The organism is Sulfitobacter rhodophyticola, assembly GCF_041281685.2.
GTDB lineage: Bacteria > Pseudomonadota > Alphaproteobacteria > Rhodobacterales > Rhodobacteraceae > Sulfitobacter.
Genome location: NZ_CP166251.2, coordinates 3,240,902 through 3,263,456 on the forward strand (window position 1 = coordinate 3,240,902; position 22,555 = coordinate 3,263,456).

Here is a 22,555-nt window from a genome sequence, read left to right on the forward strand (position 1 = left end):
TTGTACGCCCAGAAAGCGTTTTTTGGCGAAAATCCGCCGATAACCAAAGGGTTGGGACCCAAGGTTCATCTGAAATGGCCACCGGACCTATCGCGGCGGTGCGCCTTCGGCCGTAAGAGGCCAGTAGAAATCCGGTGGAATCCCCGCATCGGCGCGCTTTTCCTCGTTGAACGGCGGCTTCAAGGCCCCGTGAAAATAGTGTCGCACCAGCGCGTGAAAGCGATCCTTGGGGTCTTCGTCGAACCGTCCGCACAGAAAGTGAAACCATTTGCTGCCGTAGGCCACGTGGGCGACTTCCTCGGCATAAATGGTCTCCAGCGCGGCCACAGCGTTTGTCGCCTTGGCACGCTTGAACACCTCGATCATGCCCGGCGTCACATCCAGCCCGCGCGCCTCCAGCACCATCGGAACCACGGCAAGGCGGCCCATCAGGTCGGTGGCCGTATCCTCCGCCGCGCGCCACATGCCCACGTGCGCAGGCAATGCGCCGTAATGACTGCCAGCTTCTTCGAGGCAATCGGCCATCAGATTGAAATGTTTGGATTCTTCATCGGCTGCCTTCACCCAGTCGTCATAGAAACCCATCGGCATCTTGGTGTCGGTGAACCGCGCGATGATGTCCCAGTGCAGGTCCACCGCGTTCAGTTCGATATGCGCCACTGCGTGCAGCAGGGCGATGCGGCCTTCGGGTGTGCCGGGCTTGCGGTGCGGCACGTCACGCGGGCTGAGCAATGCGGGCCGCGCAGGGCGCGCAGGGTGCATCGGTGGGTCGGCCGTGCCGATTTCCGGCACCTCGCCCGCCTCCCGCGCGGCCTGCCAATCTGCCGCATACCGGCGCGACAGGGCGGTCTTTTCCCGGCCGTCCGCACAGCGCAAGACGGCCTCCGCCATCCGGGCCAGCGGCATCACAGCGCTTGCGCCGCCTCAAGCACCTCTTCCACGTGGCCCGGCACCTTCACCTTGCGCCAGACGCGGGCGATCTTGCCTTCCGCGTCAATCAGATAGGTCGCGCGCTCAATCCCCATGCTTTTCTTGCCGTACATGCTTTTTTCAACCCAGACACCATAGGCTTCGGTCATGCTGCCGTCTTCGTCGGACAGCAGCGGTACGCCAAGATTGTGCTTGGCCGTAAACTTGTCGTGCTTGGCCATGGTGTCACGCGAAATGCCGAAAACCCTGGTATTCACCGCCTCGAACCCCTGCATATGATCGGTAAACCCGATGGCTTCCTTGGTGCATCCGGGCGTGTCATCACGGGGATAGAAATACAGCACCACGGGGCTGCCCCTCAGCGCGCTTAGCGTCACGGTGCCGCCACCTGTGACGGGCAGGGTGAAATCGGGGGCTTGGTCGGATACCTCGGGCATGGCGTACTCTCTCTTCAGGCTTTGCAAGTGATTGTCTGCGCTGGCATAGTAGGGCGGATTTGGCAAAGGCCAAGCCCGTGCAACCACCTGGATGAAAATGAGCGAGCCTTCCTTCCCGGCAAAGCGACGTCGCCGCCTTTGGGTGCGCCTGATGCTGTGGCTGGTGGTCTGCGTGTTGCTGCTGGGGGCCGCCGGGGCAGGGGGTGTGTATTATGCCAAGGGGCGCGCCTTCAGCTTGCCGGACTGGGCACAGGCGCGGCTGGAGGAGCGCATCGCGCAGGCCATGCCGCAGGTCCGGGTGGCGTTCGACGAAATGGTGGTGGTGATTGACGACGGTTGGGTGCCGCGCATCAGATTGCGCAACATCGGCGTGCGCGCGCCGGAGGGCATCGAGATTGTCCGGTTCAATGAATTGAAGGCCAGTTTTGCGCTTCGCCCGCTGTTGTCGCGCCAGATCCAGCCGCAGACGATTGCCGTTTCCGGCGTGGTGGCGCGGTTGCGGCGGGGCGCGGATGGGCGGATCAGCCTCAGCGCGAACCTGGGCAGCCCCGTGCGAGAGGCGGCAAGCCTGCCGGAACTGATCGGCCAGTTTGATGCAGTCCTTGAAACCGATGCGCTGAGCGCGCTGGAAGCGATCGAATTGCGCGCGCTGACGCTGCAATACGACGATCTGTTGACCGACAAGGCCTGGACCATCGACGGGGGTCGTCTGCTGATGACCCGCAGGGGCGATGATCTGGCCCTGACGGCGGATCTGGCCTTGCTGAGCGGTGGCACGGGCGTTGCGACGCTGGAAGCGGAATACGCAAGTCAGATCGGGGAAACAGCCGCAGACTTCGGGCTCAGCTTCGATGGTGTCGACGCGCGCGACATTGCCACGCAAAGCCCCGCGTTTGCCTTTCTGGACGTGTTGCGCGCGCCAATCTCCGGTGCCGTCAAAAGCGGCATGAATGAGGATGGCCGCTTTGCCCCCTTGAGCGCCCGGCTGGAGATCGGCGCGGGCGTGGTGCAGCCGACACCAGGTGTGCGCCCGATCCCCTTTGATGGCGCGCTTGCTGAATTCTCCTACACGCCGCGGGAAAAGCTTTTGCAGTTTGAAGAGGTTGCGCTGCAAAGCGCCTGGGTCACGGGACGGGCGAAGGGGACGGCGGTGCTGGGGCTGGACGCAGACAATCGCGGGCCGCTGCGCGATCTGGTGGCGCAATTGCAGGTGTCGGAACTGTCGGCCAATCCCAATGATTTCTATGAGGCCCCCGTCAGCCTGTCCGGCGTCGATCTGGATTTTCGGCTGATGCTTGATCCGCTGCGTGTCACCATTGGGCGCATGCAGGTCACCGATCAAGGCCGGAGCCTGACAGTCAGCGGCGGGCTAAGCGCCGCGCCAGACGGCTGGCAGGTCGCCCTTGACGGACATATGGACGGCCTTGCGCCTGCGCGTTTGATGGCCCTCTGGCCGGTCTCCGTTGCGGACAAGACACGCCGCTGGCTTGATGAAAACCTGCTGGCGGGGCAGATCAGCAACGTCGATCTGGCGCTGCGCCGGGGGCCGGATGCGCCGCCCACCACGTATCTGGGTTTTGAATTCGACAAGACCACCGTAAAGGCCGCCAAGTTCATGCCGCCGGTCACGTCGGCGCGGGGGCGGTTCTCGCTCATGGAGGGGCGGATGGTGGTTGCGCTGGACGAAGGCGAGGTGTCGCCCCCAGAGGGTGGCACGGTGGCGCTGGCAGGCTCGTCCTTCATCATTCCGGACACCCGCATAAAGGGGGGCGCTCCGGCGGTGTTGCGCCTGCGCAGTCAATCTTCGATCACCGGGGCGTTGTCGCTGCTCAATGCGCCCCCGCTCAGCGTTGCGGACAAGGCCAAACTGCCGGTGATGCTTGCCGATGGGTCCGCCGTGATTGAAGGCACGGTGGCCTTCCCGCTGAAAAAGGACCGCCCGCCGGGCAGCACCCGCTTTCAGGTGACAGGTGACCTTTATGACGTGCAGTCGGATGTCTTGATCAAGGATCGCACGCTGGAGGCCGCGCGGCTGGGGATCGAGGTCAACAACGAGAGCGTTACGCTTCAAGGTGCCGCAGAGGTCGATAACGTCGCTTTTGACGGCAGCTTCACACAGCCGCTTGGCCAACAGGCGCAGGGCGCGCTGCGCGGTGATGTGGCGCTGACGCCGAAGTCACTGGAAACATTTGGCGTGACCCTGCCGCCGGGAACGGTGACCGGGGCGGGCACGGGGCGGTTGGCGCTGGACGTTGGCGGCGGGCAGGTGCCCGAATTCACGCTAAGCTCTGATCTGGTGGGGGTCGATGTGCAGGTCCCGCAGATCAGCTGGCGCAAACCGGCGGCGCGCAGTGGCAAGCTGGAAGTGGCGGGCCGGTTGGGTGACACGCCACGCGTGGACAGGCTGGAGATCGAAGGCGCGGGGCTGAGCGCCCGTGGCGATGTGCGGCTCAAGACGGGCGGCGCGCTGGACCGGGTGCGGTTTGATCAGTTGCGGGTTGGCGGATGGCTGGACGCCGCGGTGGAGTTGACCGGACGCGGGCAGGGCAATCCGGTCGAAGTGGCCTTGCTTGGCGGTACCCTTGATCTGCGCACCGCTGATCTGGACAGTGGCGGGCAGGGCGGCGGCGGGAACGCTCCGGCAGGGCCGCCGCTGCGTGTGGCGCTGGACAAGTTGCAGATCACCGACACCATTGCGCTGACCAACATGCAGGGGCTGTTCGCCACGCAAGGGGGACTTGATGGCGAATTTCAGGCCCGGCTCAATGGCGGCACACCGGTCACCGGCCGGGTGGTGCCGCAAAACGGGCGCAGCGCCGTGCGGCTCACATCGAACGATGCAGGCGGCGTTCTGCGTTCTGCCGGGCTATTGCGCCAGATCGAAGGCGGCACGCTTTCCCTGACGCTGCTGCCGCAGGGCAATGAGGGGGCGTTTGACGGGGATCTGCGCATTGGCGACGTCACCGTGCGCGCCGCGTCGGGCATTGCCGCCCTAATCAACGCGATCTCTGTCGTTGGACTGGTCAACGAACTGAACGGCGACGGGATATTCTTCAACGATGTGGAGGCGTCGTTCCGCCTGACACCCAGTCGGTTGACGCTGACCCAGGCGAGTGCCGTCGGCAATTCGCTGGGGCTGTCGATGGACGGCATTTACGCGCTGGACCGGGGCGTGATCGACATGCAGGGGGTGGTTTCGCCCGTCTATCTGCTTAACGGGATCGGGTCGGTGCTGACCCGGCGGGGTGAGGGATTGATCGGGTTCAACTACACGCTGCGGGGGCCCGTGGCCGCACCGGCGGTGTCGGTCAACCCGCTTTCCGCATTGACACCGGGCATGTTCAGAGAGATTTTCCGCGCCCCCGCCCCGCAATTGCCGCCCGAACCGGGTGCTGTGCTGACCGAACCGGTCCAGAAAAATCCGGTTGAACCAAGATTCGAGGGACGCTAACGGGCGGTATGAAACTGTCTGATTTCGACTTTGATCTGCCCGAGGCATTGATTGCCACCCGTCCTGCCGTCCCGCGGTCGTCGGCGCGCCTGCTGGTGGCGCAGGGTGACCGGATCACCGATCAGCGCGTCACCGATCTGGTGGGCTGGCTGCGCCCGGGCGACCGCCTTGTGTTGAACGACACCAAGGTGATCCCCGCGCGCCTGACCGGGCGGCGCCATCGCGACAGCGCGCAGGGCCCCGTCAGCGCGAAGATCGAGGTCACGTTGCTGGAGCCGGGCAGCGATGGCAGCTGGTCGGCACTGGTCAAGCCCCTACGCAAGCTCAAGGAAGGGGAGAACGTGATCTTCTCGGACGCGCTCAGCGCGGTGTTCGAGGGGGCACTGGACGGGCAGGCATGCCTGCGCTTCAATTGCACGGGCGATGATTTCGACGCCGCCCTGAACGCGGCGGGGGCCATGCCGCTGCCCCCCTACATCGCGGCCAAGCGTCCGGCGGATGAACAGGATCAGACGGACTATCAAACTGTCTTTGCGCGCAGGCCGGGGGCGGTTGCCGCCCCGACGGCATCGCTGCATTTCGACATGGACCTGCTGGATGCACTGAGGGCGAGGGGTGTCTGCTTCAGCCATGTCACCCTGCACGTCGGCGCAGGGACATTTCTGCCGGTCAAGGTGGACGACATCAGCCAGCACAAGATGCACGCCGAATGGGGCCGGGTGGATGCACAAGCCGCGGCCGAAATTGCCGCCACCAAAGCCGTGGGCGGGCGGATCATTCCCGTCGGCACCACCGCCCTGCGGCTGATCGAGACGGCTGGCCGCTCAGGTCAGATCAGCGCATGGGAGGGGGACACGGACATTTTCATCACCCCGGGTTTCGAATTTCAGGTGGCGGACGGTTTGATGACCAACTTCCACCTGCCAAAATCCACGTTGATGATGCTGGTGTCCGCGTTAATGGGGCCCGCGCGCATCCGGGCGATCTATGCCCATGCAATTGCGCAGGGCTACCGCTTCTTCTCCTATGGGGATTCGTCGCTGTTGTTGCCCAAGGATCAGGCACAGGGCTGAAAAAAGGCTGAAAAACGTCCCCGAATGTCGCGCGTTGGAGTGACCCGGCCCGTTCAAGGGTTCAGGGAGGGGCAAGACCGGCAAGGAGACTGAACCATGATGCAGGTGCTGACGAGCGCATGGGCGCTGTTGCTGGGGATGTGCCTGCTAATGGTCGGCAACGGGATGCAGGGCACCTTGCTGGGTATTCGCGGCGCATTGGAAGACTTTTCGACCTTCGAGATGTCGATCGTGATGTCGGCCTATTTCGTGGGTTTTCTGGGGGGCTCACGCATGGCGCCGGGGATGATCCGGCGGGTCGGTCACGTGCGGGTGTTCGCCGCCCTTGCATCGCTGATATCGGCGGTGATGATCCTTTATCCGACGTTTCCGAACATCCTTGTCTGGACGGCGGGCAGGGTGCTGATCGGGTTTTGTTTTTCGGCTGTCTACGTGACGGCGGAAAGCTGGCTGAACAACGCGGCGGACAATTCCAATCGCGGTCAGGCGCTGTCGCTTTACATGATCGTGCAGACGCTCGGCATCGTTCTGGCGCAGGCCTTGCTGCTGACGGCGGACCCATCGGGTTTCATCCTGTTCGTGATCCCGTCGGTGCTGGTCAGCATCGCGGTCACGCCCATCCTGCTGTCCATCACCCCGACACCGGCTTTTGACACAACCAAACCGATGAGCCTTCGGGAACTGGCCGGATTTTCACCCCTTGGTTGCGTGGGCATGTTCCTGTTGGGAGGCGTTTTTTCCGCGCAATTCGGCATGGCGTCGGTCTACGGCGCCGAAGCAGGGCTGAGTGTTGCGCAGATTTCGACCTTTGTTGCGACCTTTTTCGTGGGGGCGGTTGTGCTGCAATTTCCCATCGGCTGGGTATCGGACCGGATGGACCGGCGCGCGTTGATTGTCGTGGTGTCCCTGATCGGGTTGGGGGGATCAATGCTTGGCATGATCATGGGCCATGAATTCACTTTGCTGCTGGTATCGGCCTTCGTGGTAGGGGGGATGTCAAACCCGCTCTATTCGCTGCTGATTGCCCACACCAACGACTTTCTGGAGCATGACGACATGGCCGCGGCGTCCGGAGGGTTGATATTTATCAATGGCTTGGGGGCCATTCTGGGGCCGATCATCACCGGTTGGATCATGGGAACAGCGATCGGGCCTGCGGGGTTCTATCTGTTTACCGGTGTGCTGTTTGTCGCCCTTGCGGTCTATGCAGCCTACCGATCCACACAGCGCAAAAGCGTCGCCGTCGAAGACACGGGCAGCTACGTGGCGATCCTGCCTTCGGCCACCGCCGTGGCGGTGGAATATGCGCAAGAATACGTCATCGAGACAGAGCAGGAAGAAGAGGAGGCCAGCCATGACCGTTAACAATTTCGGAACTGATACAAATCGTGAGTATACTTGCGCGCGGAAATGGACGTACCATGTTGAAGTGTAATGGTAATCGAGGCTGTATGCCCGAAGGAGTGGAGTAATGGTGGGTTCGGAGGAAGTTCTGGCTTTCTGGCTGGACGAGGTTGGTCCGACCGGTTGGTATGATACCAGCGACGCGCTGGACGAAAAAATCCGTGAAAAGTTTATGGAAACCTGGGAAGGGGCCTGCGCGGGCAAGTTTTCGCTTTGGTTGACGTATCCGTCCGGTGCGCTTGCCTATATCATCCTGATGGATCAGTTCCCGCGTAACATGTTCCGGGCGGACGGCCGTGCCTTTGCATCCGACCGCGCCGCCCTTGCCGCCGCGAAATCGGCCATTGAACGGGGTTGGGACATGGCGATAGATGAACCGGCACGACAGTTCTTCTACATGCCGCTGATGCATTCGGAGAACCTGTGTGATCAGGACCGCTGCGTGCGGCTGATGTGCGAACGGATGCCGGAAAGCCGGGAGCAGAACCTGCTGCATGCGCGCGCGCATCGCGAAGTGATCCGGCAATTCGGGCGATTTCCGTACCGCAACGCGGCTCTGTCACGCCCTGCGACGGAGCTTGAAATTGCCTATGTGGAACAAGGTGGCTATGGCAGCACCGTACGTGCGTTGCAGTCCCAACAGGCGGCCTGAAACAGCGGTGATCCCGCGACATTCTCGTGGTTGTGCGTTTCCCGCATATAGTTTAACGGTGAACTATATTTGAAACCCACAGCCTGAGAGGTTCATCATGGCGGCGAAATCCTTTGATCTGATTGTCATTGGGGCAGGCCCCGGCGGCTATGTGGCCGCGATCCGCGCAGCACAACTGGGCATGAACGTCGCCATTGTCGAACGCGAACATCTGGGCGGTATCTGTCTGAACTGGGGCTGTATTCCCACCAAGGCGATGCTGCGGTCCTCCGAAGTGTTCCACCTGATGGAGCGGGCCAAGGAATTCGGGCTGAAGGCGGATGGGATCGGTTACGATCTGGACGCTGTGGTCAAGCGGTCGCGCAAGGTGGCGGGACAATTGTCTGGCGGTATCGGGCACTTGATGAAAAAGAACAAGGTGACCGTTTTCATGGGGGCGGCAACCATCCCGGCCAAGGGCAAGGTCAGCGTCAAGACCGACAAGGGCACCGAAGACCTGACAGCCAAGAACATCATTCTGGCCACCGGCGCGCGGGCCCGGGAATTGCCGGGCCTCGAGGCGGATGGCAAACTGGTCTGGACCTACAAGCACGCACTTGAGCCCGCCCATATGCCCAAGAAGCTGCTGGTCATCGGTTCCGGCGCCATCGGGATTGAATTTGCAAGCTTTTACAACACCCTGGGCGCCGATACGACGGTCGTCGAAGTGATGGACCGCGTGCTGCCCGTGGAGGACGCGGAAATCAGCGCCTTTGCCAAGAAGGCGTTCGAAAAGCAGGGCATGAAGATCATGCAAAAGGCGATAGTCAAGAAGCTTGACCGGGCCAAGGACAAGGTCACCGCCCATATCGAGGTGGGCGGCGAGGTTGAGACGCACGATTTCGACACGGTGATCTCTGCCGTGGGCATTGTCGGCAACGTGGAGGATCTGGGCCTTGAAGCGCTAGGCGTGAAGATCGACCGCACCCATGTCGTGACCGACGAATTCTGCCGCACGGGCGTGGACGGGCTCTATGCGATTGGCGACATCGCAGGCGCGCCTTGGCTGGCGCACAAGGCGTCGCACGAAGGCGTCATGGTGGCCGACCTGATTGCGGGCAAACATGCACATCCCGTCAAGCCGGAAACGATTGCCGGGTGCACCTATTGCCATCCGCAGGTCGCGTCGGTGGGCTATACCGAAGCCAAGGCCAAGGAATTGGGCTACGACATCAAGGTCGGGCGCTTCCCCTTTATCGGCAACGGCAAGGCCATCGCGCTGGGGGAGGAAAACGGGATGATCAAGACCATTTTTGACGCCAAGACGGGGGAGTTGCTGGGCGCGCATATGATCGGGGCGGAAGTGACCGAACTGATCCAGGGATATGTCGTGGGTCGCCAGTTGGAGACCACCGAAGAAGACCTGATGAACACCGTCTTCCCGCATCCCACCCTGAGCGAAATGATGCACGAGAGCGTTCTGGACGCTTATGATCGTGTGATCCACATGTAGGCTGTGACCGCGCGGACGCGCTGTCGCGCGACGACATTCCTCGTGCCTGTGGCGGCCTGAACCCCTTGGGTCGTCGTCTGGTACGGTGGTGAGGCCAGGAGATTGAGCCTGCTGAGAAGGTGTTCAGGGCGCAGTGCGTCCTGAACGACCTGTACTGAGGATATGCCCCCCACCACCGCGTCAAGGACAAGCCGGGCAAGCCCGGTCGCTGCGCGATCCCTGACCCGGCGTCGGGGGGCGGTGGCGCATCATTGGTCCTGTCGCAGCGCCTCTGGACGGGTTTGATCGGGGCTGCCATACACCTTCCATGGTCAGTCTCAACCGCGTTGTCATGCAGTCCTCCAGCCGCCGGATCATCCGTGCGTTGCGCCCCCGCAGGCTGGACGTGGCGGAGGTGTCCGGCAAGTGGGGCACGCGGTTCAATTTCAAGTCCTACGCCCAGTTCCGCTTTCCGAAATATGATGTCTGCGCAGGTCCTTTTACGCACAAGGAGACCGGTGAGGTTCTCCAGTTCGATCTGATCCTTGCCAATCAGGTGTGGGAGCATCTGGACCGGCCCTATGCGGCGACGCGCAATGTCCACCAGATGCTGCGCAAGGGCGGGTATTTCTGGGTCGCCGTGCCGTTCTTCTGTCCGCTGCACGCCGCCCCGCAGGACAATTCGCGCTGGAGCGCGCGGGGGCTTAAGAACCTATTGATAGAAGGCGGCTTTGACGAAGATGCCATCCACGCGGAGCAATGGGGCAACCTGAACGCCGCGCGCCGCAATCTGGAGACGCCCTGGCCACCTATCTACGATGAAGAGACTGACGATCTGAAAAACGATCCCGAGATGCCCATCTGCGCCTGGGCACTGGCCCAGAAAACCGCGTGAGCCCGACCACTTCCTGGGGCCTGATCCTTGCGCTTTGGGGGGCAGGGCTGGGCGCTGCGGCGCAATATGGCAAGATATCCGTCATCTTCGATCTGCTGCCCAGTGCCTATCCGGATGCAGGTGCGGCACTGGGGTTCGTGGTATCGCTTGTCGGCTTTGTGGGGATCATCCTTGGTGTCGTTGCGGGCCTTGTGGTGGCGCGCATCGGGTACCGCCGCGCGATCCTCTGGGCGCTTTGGGTGGGGGCGGCGGTGTCCCTTGCGCAGGCCTTGTTGCCGCCCCTGGCGGGCATGCTGGCCTTGCGGGTGGCAGAGGGGGCGTCCCACCTTGCAATCGTCGTTGCCGCGCCGACGTTGATTGCCCGGCTCAGCGCGCCGCAGCATCGCGCGTTCTGTCTGACATTGTGGGGGACGTTCTTTGGCGTGGCGTTCGCGCTGTTGGCCTGGCTGGGTCGGCCCCTGGCGCTGAACGCCGGGCTGCCCGCGCTTTTTGCAGCGCATGGGATCTATATGGGAGTGTTCGCACTTTACCTTGGGTCGCGGTTGAAGGCGTTGACCGGGACGGCGCCGCAGGCGCCTTTGTCCCTTGGCCAGATCCTGCGCGATCACGGCACGATCTACAACTCCCCGCGGATTGCGGCGCCCGCCGCCGGTTGGCTGTTCTATACGTTCAGCTTTGTCTCCATCCTTACCGTGTTGCCGCCGTACCTGCCCCCGGAAGTGCGGGGCCTGATCATGGGGGCCATGCCGTTGATGAGCATCGCCGTGTCGATGACGGCGGGTGTCGCGCTGTTGCGGTATTTTACGGCGGTGCAGGTGGTGGAACTTGGCTTTGGCCTGTCGGTGCTGTGCATGGCGTGGCTTTGGATCAGCCCCGGTGCGCCCGTGGCCTGCCTGGCGCTGGCAGGGGCGATGGGGCTGATACAGGGGGCCAGTTTTGCGGCGGTGGCCCAGTTGAATGACAGCCCCGCTGCACAGGCGCAGGCCAACGGGGCGATGGCGCAGATGGGTAACATCGGCAATACCAGTGGCACGCCGGTGATGGCGGCGGCGCTGGCGGGGATGGGTTATGGTGCGCTGCCGCTGTTGGCGGGGCTTGCGTTTGTCGCGGGACTGGCCGTGCATCTGATGCTTGGGGCACGGCGACGGGGCCGGGTCGGCTAGGGGTTTACCGTTTGTTGGCACGTTCCTGTTACGTTCTCATTTTTTCGTTGGAGAATCCGTCGCAAACGCCTATCTACAAGCCTTGAACAGGGGTGTGATATGGCTGAGTTGAAGAACATCGAAGTCCGCGGCGCGCGGGAACATAATCTCAAAAGCATCGATGTGGATATTCCACGCGACCAACTGGTTGTTATCACCGGGCTTTCGGGCTCGGGCAAATCCTCGCTCGCTTTCGACACCATCTATGCCGAAGGACAGCGCCGCTATGTCGAATCGCTCAGCGCTTATGCGCGGCAATTCCTCGACATGATGCAAAAACCGGAGGTCGATCACATCTCCGGCCTGTCGCCTGCCATTTCCATCGAACAAAAAACCACGTCAAAGAACCCCCGTTCGACCGTTGGTACAGTAACGGAAATCTACGACTACATGCGCCTGCTTTTTGCGCGGGTGGGCACGCCCTATTCTCCCGCAACCGGCAAACCGATCGAGGCGCAGCAGGTGCAGGACATGGTCGACCGGATCATGACCATGCAAGAAGGCACGCGCGCCTACCTGCTGGCGCCGATCATCCGCGACCGAAAGGGCGAATACCGCAAGGAATTCCTGGAACTGCGCAAACAGGGTTTTCAGCGCGTGAAGGTGGACGGCGAGTTTTACGAGTTGGACGAACCGCCGACGCTCGACAAGAAGTTCCGCCATGACATCGATGTGGTTGTGGACCGGATTGTGGTCCGTGAAGGGTTGGAGACACGGCTGGCCGACAGCCTGCGCACAGCACTTGATCTGGCCGACGGGATCGCGATTCTTGAAACCGCACCCAGCGAAGGCGACCCGGACCGTTTCACCTTTTCGGAGAAATTTGCCTGTCCCGTCAGCGGCTTCACCATTCCGGAGATCGAGCCGCGCCTGTTTTCCTTCAACGCGCCCTTCGGAGCCTGCCCCGATTGTGACGGTCTGGGTCGGGAGTTGTTCTTTGACGAACGTCTGATCGTGCCCGATCAGAACCTGAAAATCTATGACGGCGCGTTGGCCCCCTGGCGCAAGGGCAAAAGCCCCTATTTTCGCCAGACGATCGAAGCCATCGCCAAGCATTACCAGTTCAACCAGCAGACCAAGTGGAAAGACCTGCCCGAAAAGGTGCAGCAGGTGTTTCTGCGTGGCTCCGGCAGCGAAGAGATCAAGTTTCGCTATGACGAAGGTGGGCGGGTGTACGAGGTGACGCGGGTTTTCGAAGGGGTGATCCCCAACATGGAACGCCGCTACCGGGAGACGGACAGCAATTGGATCCGCGAAGAATTCGAGCGTTATCAAAACAATCGCCCCTGCGGGACCTGCGAAGGGTTCCGCCTGCGCGAAGAAGCGCTGGCAGTGAAGATCGCGGGCATCCACGTGGGCCAAGTGGTGCAGATGTCCATCCGCGAGGCGTTTGACTGGTGCAAGACCGTCCCCGAACACCTGACGTCCCAGAAGAACGAGATTGCGCGCGCCATCCTCAAGGAAATCCGCGAACGGCTTGGTTTTCTGAACAACGTCGGTCTGGAGTATCTGACCCTGTCGCGGTCAAGTGGCACATTGTCAGGCGGGGAAAGCCAGCGCATCCGGCTGGCCAGCCAGATCGGGTCGGGCCTGACGGGTGTGCTCTATGTGCTTGATGAACCCTCCATCGGTTTGCATCAGCGGGACAATGACCGGCTGTTGCAGACGCTGAAGAACCTGCGCGATCAGGGCAATACCGTGATCGTCGTCGAACATGACGAGGAAGCGATCCGCGAGGCGGATTATGTCTTCGATATCGGTCCCGGTGCCGGCGTGCACGGCGGGCAGGTGGTCAGCCATGGTGCGCCCAGCGTGATTGCGGCTGACAAGAATTCGATTACGGGCCAGTACCTTACAGGCACGCGCGAAATCCCCGTTCCGGCAACCCGGCGCAAGGGAAACCGCAAGAAGCTGAAAGTGGTCAAGGCCACGGGCAACAACCTGCGCAATGTCACGGCGGAGTTCCCGTTGGGCAAGTTCGTCTGTGTCACCGGCGTCTCCGGCGGCGGCAAATCAACCCTGACGATCGAGACGTTGTTCAAGACCGCATCGATGAACCTCAACGGCGCGCGCCAGACGCCGGCCCCCTGCGAGACGATCAAGGGGCTCGAACACCTCGACAAGGTCATCGACATTGACCAGCGGCCCATCGGGCGCACGCCACGATCTAACCCGGCGACTTACACCGGGGCCTTCACACCGATCCGGGACTGGTTCGCGGGCCTGCCCGAAGCCAAGGCGCGCGGGTACAAGCCCGGTCGGTTCAGCTTCAACGTCAAGGGCGGGCGCTGCGAAGCCTGTCAGGGCGACGGCGTGATCAAGATCGAGATGCACTTCCTGCCGGACGTCTATGTGGAATGTGAGACCTGCAAGGGCGCGCGCTACAACCGGGAAACGCTGGAGATCAAGTTCAAGGGCAAGAGCATCGCGGATGTTCTTGATATGACAGTGGAAGATGCGCAGGCGTTCTTTGCCGCCGTCCCGTCAATCCGGGAAAAGATGGATGCGCTGATGCGGGTCGGTCTGGGTTATATCAAGGTCGGGCAGCAGGCGACGACGCTTTCGGGTGGTGAAGCGCAGCGGGTGAAGCTGTCCAAGGAGCTGTCCAAACGATCTACGGGGCGCACGCTTTACATTCTGGATGAGCCAACCACCGGCCTGCACTTCGAAGACGTGCGCAAGCTGTTGGAAGTGCTGCATGAACTGGTTGATCAGGGCAATTCGGTGATCGTGATCGAACACAATCTCGATGTGGTGAAAACCGCCGATCATATCATCGACATCGGCCCCGAGGGGGGCGATGGTGGCGGGATGATCGTCGCGGAAGGCACGCCCGAGGATGTGGCAGAGGTGCCTGAAAGCTATACCGGCAAGTACCTCAAACCGATGCTTTCCAAGCAAACACGGGTGGCGGCGGAGTAATCCCGCCCCCTTCATCCTTTTGCAAATACCCGTCCCGTCCCCTCATCGGGCGGAACAGCACAGATCCAGCAGGCGGGTGACGCCTGCGGCATCCAGCGTGTCGAACTGGCCGCTCAGCGCTTCCAGTTCCGTGGCGCGCGCCGCGCCCAGCACCGGATCGGCGAACAAGTGAAATTTGTCGGATATCTCCGCATCTGATAGGGGCAAATCGTTGTCCCCGCGCGGCGTGCGCGGCGCGTCTTCCAGCCTGCGCCCGTCTTTCGTCACGATGGTCACCTGCGCCCAGCGTTTGCCTTGGGAAATCTCGGTCAGATGGGCGTCGTCAATCAGGGTGATGCGGTTGCTGATCGCCTGAATGGCGGGGTCGGTCAGCGTGTCCTGCGTCAATTCCGGCACACCGATCTGCCCGCGCACGATCATGGTGGCGACCGGAAAGGCGATGCCGTAGGCGAATTCACATGGCGTCCGGGGTGCGTGTCCTGCAAGGCGCGTGGCATTGTGGAAGGTGCGAATTTCAACCTTTTCAATGTCTTCTGGCTTCAGCGCATGGGTGGTCGTCAGATACGCAACTGCATCAATGCTCGGGTGCGCCCATCGGCAGCAGGGATAGGGTTTGTAACTGGTATCCTCCACCGTGCGCCACCCCGTGCCCAGATCCTCCCAAAAACCGGGCGCCTGTTCGCAGGTCAACGCAGGCGCTCCCGTAAACCCTTCGCGCGCCAGATAGGCGGCCGTTACGCCTGATGGCGCGCCCCAGCCGACGCCGTCGCGCACCATTGTAGGGTGATCGATGCAGCGCATCATCTGGCTGCGCGGGCCGTGATATTCCCCGATGCCCGCTGCGTGTCGAAGGGTTTCGGCGTCACACCCCAGCATCCGCGCGGCCATCACGGCGACACCGACGGCAGTCCAGGCACCGGAGGTGTGGTAATCGGCGCAGGTGGCGTGTTGTGCAAGGCCCGCCCGACTGCTGATCTCGTAGCCGACCGCCAGATGGGTGGCCAGTGCCGCACCGCTTAGCGGTGTCTCGGCCACGTCGGTCATCGCCAACAGTGCGGGAAAAACCGCCGATCCCACATGTCCCTTGCACGGCGATGTGGTGTCATGGGCGTCGATGGCGTCGATGGTGAAAGCCCCTGCCATGGCGGCCCCTGCAGGGCTGACAGCGCGTCCGTCCATGATGATCCGTGCCGCCCCCGCGCCACCGGCACCAAAAAGCGCGACAGCGCCGCGCCGTGCGATATCTGCCATGTCGGTTGTCGAAGCAACGACTGCGACGCCTATGGTGTCTGTGAAAGAACGGCGCAATACACTCAGCAGGTCCGGCGGCAAATCGCCATAAGTCAGATCGTCGGCAAATCTTTCAAAGGGTAGGGCCATCGCCGCCTCCGCCGGGTGGGTCTTTCCGTCACCTTACCCCTGCGATCCTGCCGGAAATGCCTGTTTGCGACGTCAGTCTTCGCGGCTGCGTGCTTCAAATCGCGGCAACATGGCGCTGAAATCCTTGCCGCGTCCATCCTCGTCCTCGACGAACTGCGCATAAAGCTTCTGCGCCAGCGCCCCCATCGGCGTATCCGCATCGACAAGTGCGGCGGCCTGCTGGCTCAACCAGAGGTCCTTGAGCATCAATTCCGCTGCAAACCCCGGTTTGTAATCGTTATCCGCAGGAGAGGTCGGGCCGACACCGGGGGCAGGGCAATAGGCGTTCATAGACCACGAATACCCCGATGACGTGCTGACCACGTCGAACATCTTCTGACGGTCAAGGCCCAGCTTGTCCGCCAGCGCAAAGGCTTCGCAGGTGGCAATCATCGTCGCACCCAGGATCATGTTGTTGCAGATCTTCGCGGCCTGTCCGGCACCGGCTTCGCCGCAATGCACGGCTTTCTGGCCCATGATGTCGAACAGCGGCGCAGCAGCCGCAAAGGCCGCGTCCGATCCGCCTGCCATGAAGGTCAGCGTGCCGCCTGCCGCGCCACCGATCCCACCGGAAACGGGCGCATCGACCCATAGCAATCCAGCCTTTTCAGCCGCTTCCGCCGTGTTGCGGGCGCTTTCCACATCGACCGTCGAACAGTCGATGAAGGTGGCCCCGGATCGCATGTGCCCGATCGCCTCCGCCGCGACATCGCGCAGGATTGTGCCGTTGGGCAGCATGGTGATCACCACATCCGCGCCTGTGACGGCCCCCGCGATATCCTCCGCGACGGTGACACCCTCTGCCGTAGTGCCAGCCACGTCATAGCCGCGTACCGCATGGCCCGCCTTTGCCAGATTGGCAGCCATGGGTGCGCCCATGTTGCCCAGGCCGATGAATCCGATGTTAAGGCCGGTCATGTCGTTCTCCTTACAATTTCAAGGCGTCTTTACCCAAGGGTTGCAGCATCTGCGCCACCGCCGCAACGGGCACGTCATTGTCTTCAAACCGCCATTTCGGGGTGCGGTCCTTGTCGATGATGGCCGCGCGGATCCCTTCAAGGAAATCCGCATGCTCCATCGCACGGAAAGTAAAGCGGTATTCGAGGTCGAGCGCCTTTTCCAGTGTGATCGACGGCCCGCGCAAACGGTGGAGCATCTCCACCGTGCAGGCCATGGACAGGGGAGAAGGGCGGCTGAGTTTCTTGAGACTGTCCGACGCAAACGCGCTGTCGGCATTGCGCAGATCCGTCAGTATATCGCCCAATGCTTCGCCGGAAAACAGCGTGTCGATCTCCGGTTGCAGGTCGCGCAGGGTGCCTTTCGGGGCGGCTTGACCCGCTACTTTGTCGGCGTCGCCCGACGTCTCAAGCGCCTCGATCAGGGCAGGCCAATCAGTTTCAGGCACGAAGCTGTCGGCGAAGCCCGCGAAAATCGCATCATCCGGCCCCATGCGCGCGCCCGTCAGGCCCAGGTATTCCCCCAACCGCCCCGGCGCCAGCGCCAACATGAACGACCCGCCCACATCCGGCACCAAACCGATGCCGCATTCCGGCATGGCAATCTGGCTGCTTTCACCCACAATGCGGTGACTGCCGTGACATCCGATGCCCACACCGCCGCCCATGGTAAACCCCTGCAGGAACGACACGACAGGCTTGGGGTAGGTGAAAATCTTGTTGTTCAAGCGGTATTCATCGGCCCAGAATTTCTGCCCGTAGGCAAAGTTGCCGTTCGTGCCGGTCTCGTAAAGCTCCGCGATGTCCCCGCCTGAACAAAAGGCACGGTCACCTTCGGCATCAAGGATCACCAGCGCAACAGCATCGTCATCTCGCCAGGCGTCGATGGCCGTTTCAATCGCCAGACACATCTCGTACGTCATCGCATTCAGCGCATGCGCACGGGTCAGGGTGATCCGCCCCGCGCGCCCCGTGATGCGGATGGATATATCGCTCATCGTTTGGCCAGCATGTCGCGGGAGACGATGACGCGCATGATCTCGTTCGTGCCTTCGAGGATCTGGTGAATACGCAGATCCCGCACCAGTTTCTCGATGCCGTAATCGGCCAGATAACCATAGCCGCCATGCAGTTGCAGGCATTGATCGACAACCTTGCTGCCCGTCTCTGTCACGAACTTCTTGGCCATGGCGCAGAATTTGGTCGCATCCGGTGCGCCGGTGTCCAGCTTCCATGCGGCCTGACGCAGGAAGGTGCGTGCGGCTTGCAGCTCTGTCTCCATGTCGGCAAGGCGGAATTGCAACCCCTGGAACTGGTCGATGGATTTACCGAAAGCCTGCCGTTCGCCCATGTAATTGAGCGTTGCTGTCAGGGCGGTCTGTGCGGCCCCCAGCGAACAGGCCGCGATGTTCAACCGCCCGCCGTCCAGCCCCATCATCGCGTATTTGAAACCATTTCCTTCTTCGCCCACAAGATTACCGGCAGGAATGTTGCAGTCGTCGAACTGCACCTGCGCTGTGGGCTGGCTGCGCCAGCCCATCTTGTCCTCGGGTGCGCCGAACGACAGACCTGCCGTGCCATCCTCCACATAGACGGTTGAGACACCTGCGGCTCCGCCATCCGCCGTGCGCACCATGCAGATGTAAGCGTCCGAATATCCCCCACCGGAGATAAACGCCTTGGTCCCGTTCAGCCTGTAGCCTTCGTTCGTGCGCTCCGCCCGGGTCTTGAGCGCTGCCGCATCAGAGCCGGAGCCGGGTTCGGTCAGGCAATAGGCAAGGACCGTCTTCATCGACAGGACGTCATCCATGATCCGGCCCTTCAGATCATCCGACGCGAAGGTGTCCAACATCTTGGCGCACATGTTGTGGATCGACAGGAAGGCCGCGACCGATGGGCAGGCCATCGACAGCGCCTCAAACACCAGTGTCGCATCCAGCCGGGTCAGGCCGGACCCCCCACCTTCTTCGGATACATAAAGCCCGCCGAACCCCAATTCCGCGATACGCGGCCAAAGGTCCTTGGGTATGGTGCCCGCTTTCTCCCAGGTCTGTGCATGCGGCGCGATCTGTTCTTGCCCAAAGGCATGGGCCATGTCGAAAATGGCGGTTTGTTCTTCGCTCAGTGCAAAATCCATGCCATCCACCTGTTGTTATTGAACGCTTGTTTAATTGCAGGATTGGCGCGTCAATGCAAGTTCCTGCTTCGATATTGGCGCGGTCGTGCATCAAAGAATTGAGCGATTCGGATCGCGACAAATGGTGCTCTACGGTATCAGCGCGGTGGCTCATACACGTTAGGGGCGATTTGCGATGTCATTTCTAGTAATATTTTCCCGTTAAGCGAGAATATGACAGAAAGGTGGCATAATGAGAGAATTGTCAAAATTTCTGTGCGATGCTGGTCAATGTCATACGGGCCATGCCCATTAGTCTGGAAGAATAGTTATGAAGTTATGGAAATTCGGCGCATTTTTTGGGGCGGTTGCCCTTTGCGCATCCTCAGCATTTGCCGCAACGGTATTGGAGACCACGACGCTTGATTTCGAAGGCGGTCCAAGTGTCTATCCAAGGGCTGCCGGTTCAACCGCAACCGTTGACGGCTACATCCTCGAAGATTTGAACATGAACAGCGGCAATTGCCGTGCGGGTGACTGTACCCACGAATCCGGTCAGGGCGTCCTGCTGACACTGACCCGGACGATGAACGAAGTGTTCAACTTTGACAGTTTCTGGTTCTCGTCGCAGGGCAATGGCAACAGCGGCGACAACTATGTCAGCGTTACCGCCTTCACTGGTGGTCCAGGTACCTATGTTGAAGGAGAGACGATCGATTTCTTCTTTGGCCGCACGTTTGCTGAAGTCTTCGCCGAAGACGATGCAATCGTCACCCATGTGGAAGGCGAAGCGCCGACGCCCGGCAATTCCAGCGATTGCAGAAATAACGGGATCTGCAAGCAATATGGCTACAGTGTCCTTCTTGGGACGGCATTCGACAATGTGACGCGGGTGCAGTTTTCCTCGCTCGCCTCGGGCAATAATCGCTTGGACGATTTCGGCGTCGCACGGGTTGTGGCTGCGGTGCCGCTGCCGGCCGCAGGTTGGTTGCTGATCGCGGGTCTGGGAGGTCTTGTTGTGGCACGTCGCCGTCGCAGGTAAGCCCTGCACATCATTGAAAAGCAAAAGGCAGCCCTTTGCGGCTGCCTTTTTTCGTGATCCGACTGTGTTCGCCGCTGTTGGCTATTCCATCACGGGGATGGAGAATTCGCCGCCTTCCTTGATGCCAGAGGGCCAGCGCGCGGTCACTGTCTTGGTGCGGGTGTAGAACTTGAAGGCATCCGGGCCATGCTGGTTCAGGTCGCCAAAGACCGATTTCTTCCAGCCACCGAAGGTGTGATAGGCCAGCGGCACGGGGATCGGCACGTTGACGCCAACCATGCCGATGTTGATCCGGTTGGCAAAGTCGCGCGCCGCATCGCCGTCGCGGGTAAAGATCGCGGTGCCGTTGCCGTATTCGTGGTCCATGGCCAGCCCAATCGCCTCTTCATAGTTTTGCGCACGCACGCAGGTCAGCACGGGGCCGAAAATCTCGTGCTTGTAGATGTCCATGTCCTTGGTGGCGCGGTCAAACAGATGCGGCCCGACGAAATAACCGTCCTCATAACCCTGCAATTTGAAGTCGCGCCCGTCGACCACCAGTTCCGCGCCCTGATCAATGCCAGTCTGCACCAGACGTTCGATGTTCGCCTTCGCCGCAGCGGTCACGACGGGACCATAATCCACGTCATTGCCCGCCGTGTAAGGACCGACCTTGAGGCTCTCGATGCGTGGCACCAGCTTTTCGATCAGCCGGTCGGCGGTCTCATCGCCCACGGGCACCGCGACCGAAATCGCCATGCAGCGTTCGCCCGCCGCACCATACCCCGCACCCACCAGCGCGTCGGCGGCCTGGTCCATATCCGCGTCGGGCATGATGATCATGTGGTTCTTGGCGCCGCCAAAACACTGCACCCGTTTGCCATTCGCACAGCCCGTGGCATAGATGTATTCCGCAATCGGGGTGGAGCCGACAAAACCAATCGACTGGATCACCTCATCGTGCAAAATCGCGTCTACCGCTTCCTTGTCCCCGTTCACAACCTGCAGGATGCCCTTGGGAAGACCCGCTTCTTCCATCAGTTCCGCCAGCATCAGCGGCACGGAAGGGTCACGCTCTGACGGTTTGAGGATAAAGGCGTTGCCGCACGCGATGGCGGGCGCGAACATCCACATCGGAATCATCGCGGGGAAGTTGAAGGGCGTGATGCCCGCGGTGACACCCAGCGCCTGCCGCATGGAATACATGTCGATGCCGGGGCCCGCTGAATCAGTGTATTCCCCTTTCAGCAATTCTGGCGCACCGATGCAGTATTCAACCACTTCCAGACCACGTTGCACGTCGCCCGCCGCATCGGGCAGGGTCTTGCCGTGCTCACGGCTCAACGCTTCGGCCAGCTTGTCCATATTGTCATTCAGAAGGCTGACGAACTTCATCATCACCCGCGCGCGCCGCTGCGGGTTGGTCGCGGCCCAGGCAGGCTGCGCGGCCTGTGCAAAGGCCACCGCCTTTTTAACTTCATCCGTGGAGGCGAGAGGGCATTTCGCCTGCACTTCGCCGGTGGCGGGGTTCATCACGTCGGCAAAGCGGCCGGACGTGCCTTTGACGTGTGCACCGTTCATGTAGTGGGTCAGTTCTTGCATCGGTCTCTCCCTTTGGTTGGCGGCACGATAGCCTTGCAAAAAGTCCTGATAAAGAGGCAAGATTTCAAAATGGTTTTGCAGTTTTGCAAAATGAGATCGCGGAGGCTGACATGCAGAACTGGGACGACCTGCGGCTGTTTCTGGCTGTCGCGCGGGAACAAAGCCTGTCAGGCGCAGGCAAGGTCCTGCTGCTGGATCCCGCGACGCTGGGCCGCCGCGTGGCGCGGCTGGAAGCCGCGTTGGACACGGTGCTTTTCGTCAAATCCCCGCAGGGCTACACCCTGACCGACGCAGGCGCGCAACTGTTGGAGCGGGCGGAGACGGCGGAGCAGGCGATGCGGCTGGCGGTATCCGGTGTTGTGGCACCAACCGACACGCTCAGCGGTTTGATCCGTATTGGCGCTCCGGATGGGTGCGCCAACTTCCTGTTGCCGCAGGTCTGCGCCGAAATCGGCGCGGCGCATCCTGACCTGGAAATTCAGGTGGTTGCCCTGCCGCGCGTCTTCAACCTGTCGCGCCGGGAGGCAGACATGGCCATCGCGGTGTCCGCGCCGACCGCCGGGCAATTGCTGGTCCAGAAGATCACCGATTACCACCTGCATCTGGCGGCCTCTGACAGCTATCTTGCGTCCCATCCCCCGATTGAAAGCACCGCCGATCTGCACGGCCATCGGCTTGTCGGCTACATCCCCGACATGATCTTTGACCGTGAACTGGATTACCTTGCCGATCTGGGACTGGGGCGGGTCGCGCTCAGCTCCAACTCGGTTGCGGTGCAGGCACAGATGTTGCGGCAGGGGGCGGGCATCGGGGTGGTGCACGATTTTTCGCTGCCCTTCGTTCCGGGGGTCCGGCGGGTCCTGCCGGGTTTGGTACGTCTGCAACGGGCGTTCTATCTGATCCGGCACCAGGGCGATCAGCAAAACCTGCGCCTGCGCCGCTTTGCCGAAATGCTGACAGCAGCAATTCGCGCCGAAGTTATCCGGCTTGAGGCAAAGGCTTGA

17 protein-coding genes are annotated in these 22,555 nt (G+C 61.6%); 10 read left to right on the top strand and 7 right to left on the bottom strand.

Features of this window, described 5'->3' with window-relative positions; all coding sequences use genetic code 11:
- Window positions 1-87: 87 nt before the first annotated feature.
- Together AB4X18_RS16970 and AB4X18_RS16975 are read right to left on the bottom strand one after the other, a co-directional pair.
- Window positions 88-909 carry a ferritin-like domain-containing protein gene (locus AB4X18_RS16970; RefSeq protein ID WP_370401199.1) on the bottom strand — a complete coding sequence of 274 codons (822 nt, stop codon included), beginning with the start codon at window positions 907-909 and terminating at the stop codon, window positions 88-90.
- Window positions 906-1,367, bottom strand: coding sequence for a peroxiredoxin (locus AB4X18_RS16975; protein WP_370401200.1), 462 nt, complete (start codon window positions 1,365-1,367; stop codon window positions 906-908). Before AB4X18_RS16975 ends, AB4X18_RS16970 begins: the two co-directional genes overlap by 4 nt.
- A gap of 97 nt (window positions 1,368-1,464) precedes the next feature.
- Between AB4X18_RS16975 and AB4X18_RS16980 the strand changes: the two genes are divergently transcribed.
- The 8 genes from AB4X18_RS16980 (at window position 1,465) to uvrA (ending at window position 14,437) form a co-directional block, all read left to right on the top strand.
- Complete coding sequence (locus AB4X18_RS16980) at window positions 1,465-4,818, top strand: YhdP family protein (RefSeq protein ID WP_370401201.1); 3,354 nt, start codon at window positions 1,465-1,467, stop codon at window positions 4,816-4,818.
- An 8-nt stretch (window positions 4,819-4,826) separates the two neighbouring features.
- Complete coding sequence (gene queA, locus AB4X18_RS16985; protein WP_432816819.1) at window positions 4,827-5,891, top strand: tRNA preQ1(34) S-adenosylmethionine ribosyltransferase-isomerase QueA; 1,065 nt, start codon at window positions 4,827-4,829, stop codon at window positions 5,889-5,891.
- Window positions 5,892-5,987: 96 nt separating this feature from the next.
- A complete protein-coding gene (locus AB4X18_RS16990; protein ID WP_370401203.1) occupies window positions 5,988-7,256 on the top strand; it encodes an MFS transporter in 1,269 nt (422 codons plus the stop codon).
- 106 nt (window positions 7,257-7,362) lie between these two features.
- A complete protein-coding gene (locus AB4X18_RS16995) occupies window positions 7,363-7,947 on the top strand; it encodes a DUF924 family protein (protein WP_370401204.1) in 585 nt (194 codons plus the stop codon).
- A gap of 97 nt (window positions 7,948-8,044) precedes the next feature.
- Window positions 8,045-9,439 (top strand): dihydrolipoyl dehydrogenase, encoded by a 1,395-nt coding sequence (gene lpdA, locus AB4X18_RS17000; protein WP_370401205.1) that lies wholly within the window; start codon window positions 8,045-8,047, stop codon window positions 9,437-9,439.
- 307 nt (window positions 9,440-9,746) lie between these two features.
- Complete coding sequence (locus tag AB4X18_RS17005; RefSeq protein ID WP_370401206.1) at window positions 9,747-10,313, top strand: class I SAM-dependent methyltransferase; 567 nt, start codon at window positions 9,747-9,749, stop codon at window positions 10,311-10,313.
- Complete coding sequence (locus tag AB4X18_RS17010; protein ID WP_370401207.1) at window positions 10,310-11,476, top strand: MFS transporter; 1,167 nt, start codon at window positions 10,310-10,312, stop codon at window positions 11,474-11,476. The genes AB4X18_RS17005 and AB4X18_RS17010 overlap by 4 nt, the downstream gene beginning before the upstream one ends.
- Before the next feature lie 99 nt (window positions 11,477-11,575).
- Window positions 11,576-14,437: an excinuclease ABC subunit UvrA gene (gene uvrA / locus AB4X18_RS17015; protein WP_432816820.1), complete on the top strand. Its 2,862-nt coding sequence runs from the start codon at window positions 11,576-11,578 to the stop codon at window positions 14,435-14,437.
- A 42-nt stretch (window positions 14,438-14,479) separates the two neighbouring features.
- On the opposite strand, the gene AB4X18_RS17020 is transcribed toward uvrA, so the two are convergent.
- The 4 genes from AB4X18_RS17020 to AB4X18_RS17035 all read right to left on the bottom strand — a co-directional run bounded on the left by AB4X18_RS17020 (window position 14,480) and on the right by AB4X18_RS17035 (window position 18,949).
- Window positions 14,480-15,817 carry an MmgE/PrpD family protein gene (locus AB4X18_RS17020; RefSeq protein ID WP_370401208.1) on the bottom strand — a complete coding sequence of 446 codons (1,338 nt, stop codon included), beginning with the start codon at window positions 15,815-15,817 and terminating at the stop codon, window positions 14,480-14,482.
- A gap of 72 nt (window positions 15,818-15,889) precedes the next feature.
- Window positions 15,890-16,774 (bottom strand): 3-hydroxyisobutyrate dehydrogenase, encoded by an 885-nt coding sequence (gene mmsB / locus AB4X18_RS17025; RefSeq protein ID WP_370401209.1) that lies wholly within the window; start codon window positions 16,772-16,774, stop codon window positions 15,890-15,892.
- 10 nt (window positions 16,775-16,784) lie between these two features.
- Window positions 16,785-17,810, bottom strand: coding sequence for an enoyl-CoA hydratase/isomerase family protein (locus AB4X18_RS17030; protein ID WP_370401210.1), 1,026 nt, complete (start codon window positions 17,808-17,810; stop codon window positions 16,785-16,787).
- Window positions 17,807-18,949: an acyl-CoA dehydrogenase family protein gene (locus tag AB4X18_RS17035; protein WP_370401211.1), complete on the bottom strand. Its 1,143-nt coding sequence runs from the start codon at window positions 18,947-18,949 to the stop codon at window positions 17,807-17,809. Before AB4X18_RS17035 ends, AB4X18_RS17030 begins: the two co-directional genes overlap by 4 nt.
- Before the next feature lie 310 nt (window positions 18,950-19,259).
- Here AB4X18_RS17035 and AB4X18_RS17040 point away from each other — a divergent pair, with 310 nt between their 5' ends.
- Complete coding sequence (locus AB4X18_RS17040) at window positions 19,260-19,970, top strand: VPLPA-CTERM sorting domain-containing protein (RefSeq protein WP_432816821.1); 711 nt, start codon at window positions 19,260-19,262, stop codon at window positions 19,968-19,970.
- Between the two features lie 81 nt (window positions 19,971-20,051).
- Here AB4X18_RS17040 and AB4X18_RS17045 read toward each other — a convergent pair whose 3' ends face one another.
- Window positions 20,052-21,551, bottom strand: coding sequence for a CoA-acylating methylmalonate-semialdehyde dehydrogenase (locus tag AB4X18_RS17045; protein ID WP_370401213.1), 1,500 nt, complete (start codon window positions 21,549-21,551; stop codon window positions 20,052-20,054).
- A 110-nt stretch (window positions 21,552-21,661) separates the two neighbouring features.
- On the opposite strand from AB4X18_RS17045, the gene AB4X18_RS17050 reads away from it, so the two are divergent.
- Complete coding sequence (locus tag AB4X18_RS17050; protein ID WP_370401214.1) at window positions 21,662-22,555, top strand: LysR family transcriptional regulator; 894 nt, start codon at window positions 21,662-21,664, stop codon at window positions 22,553-22,555.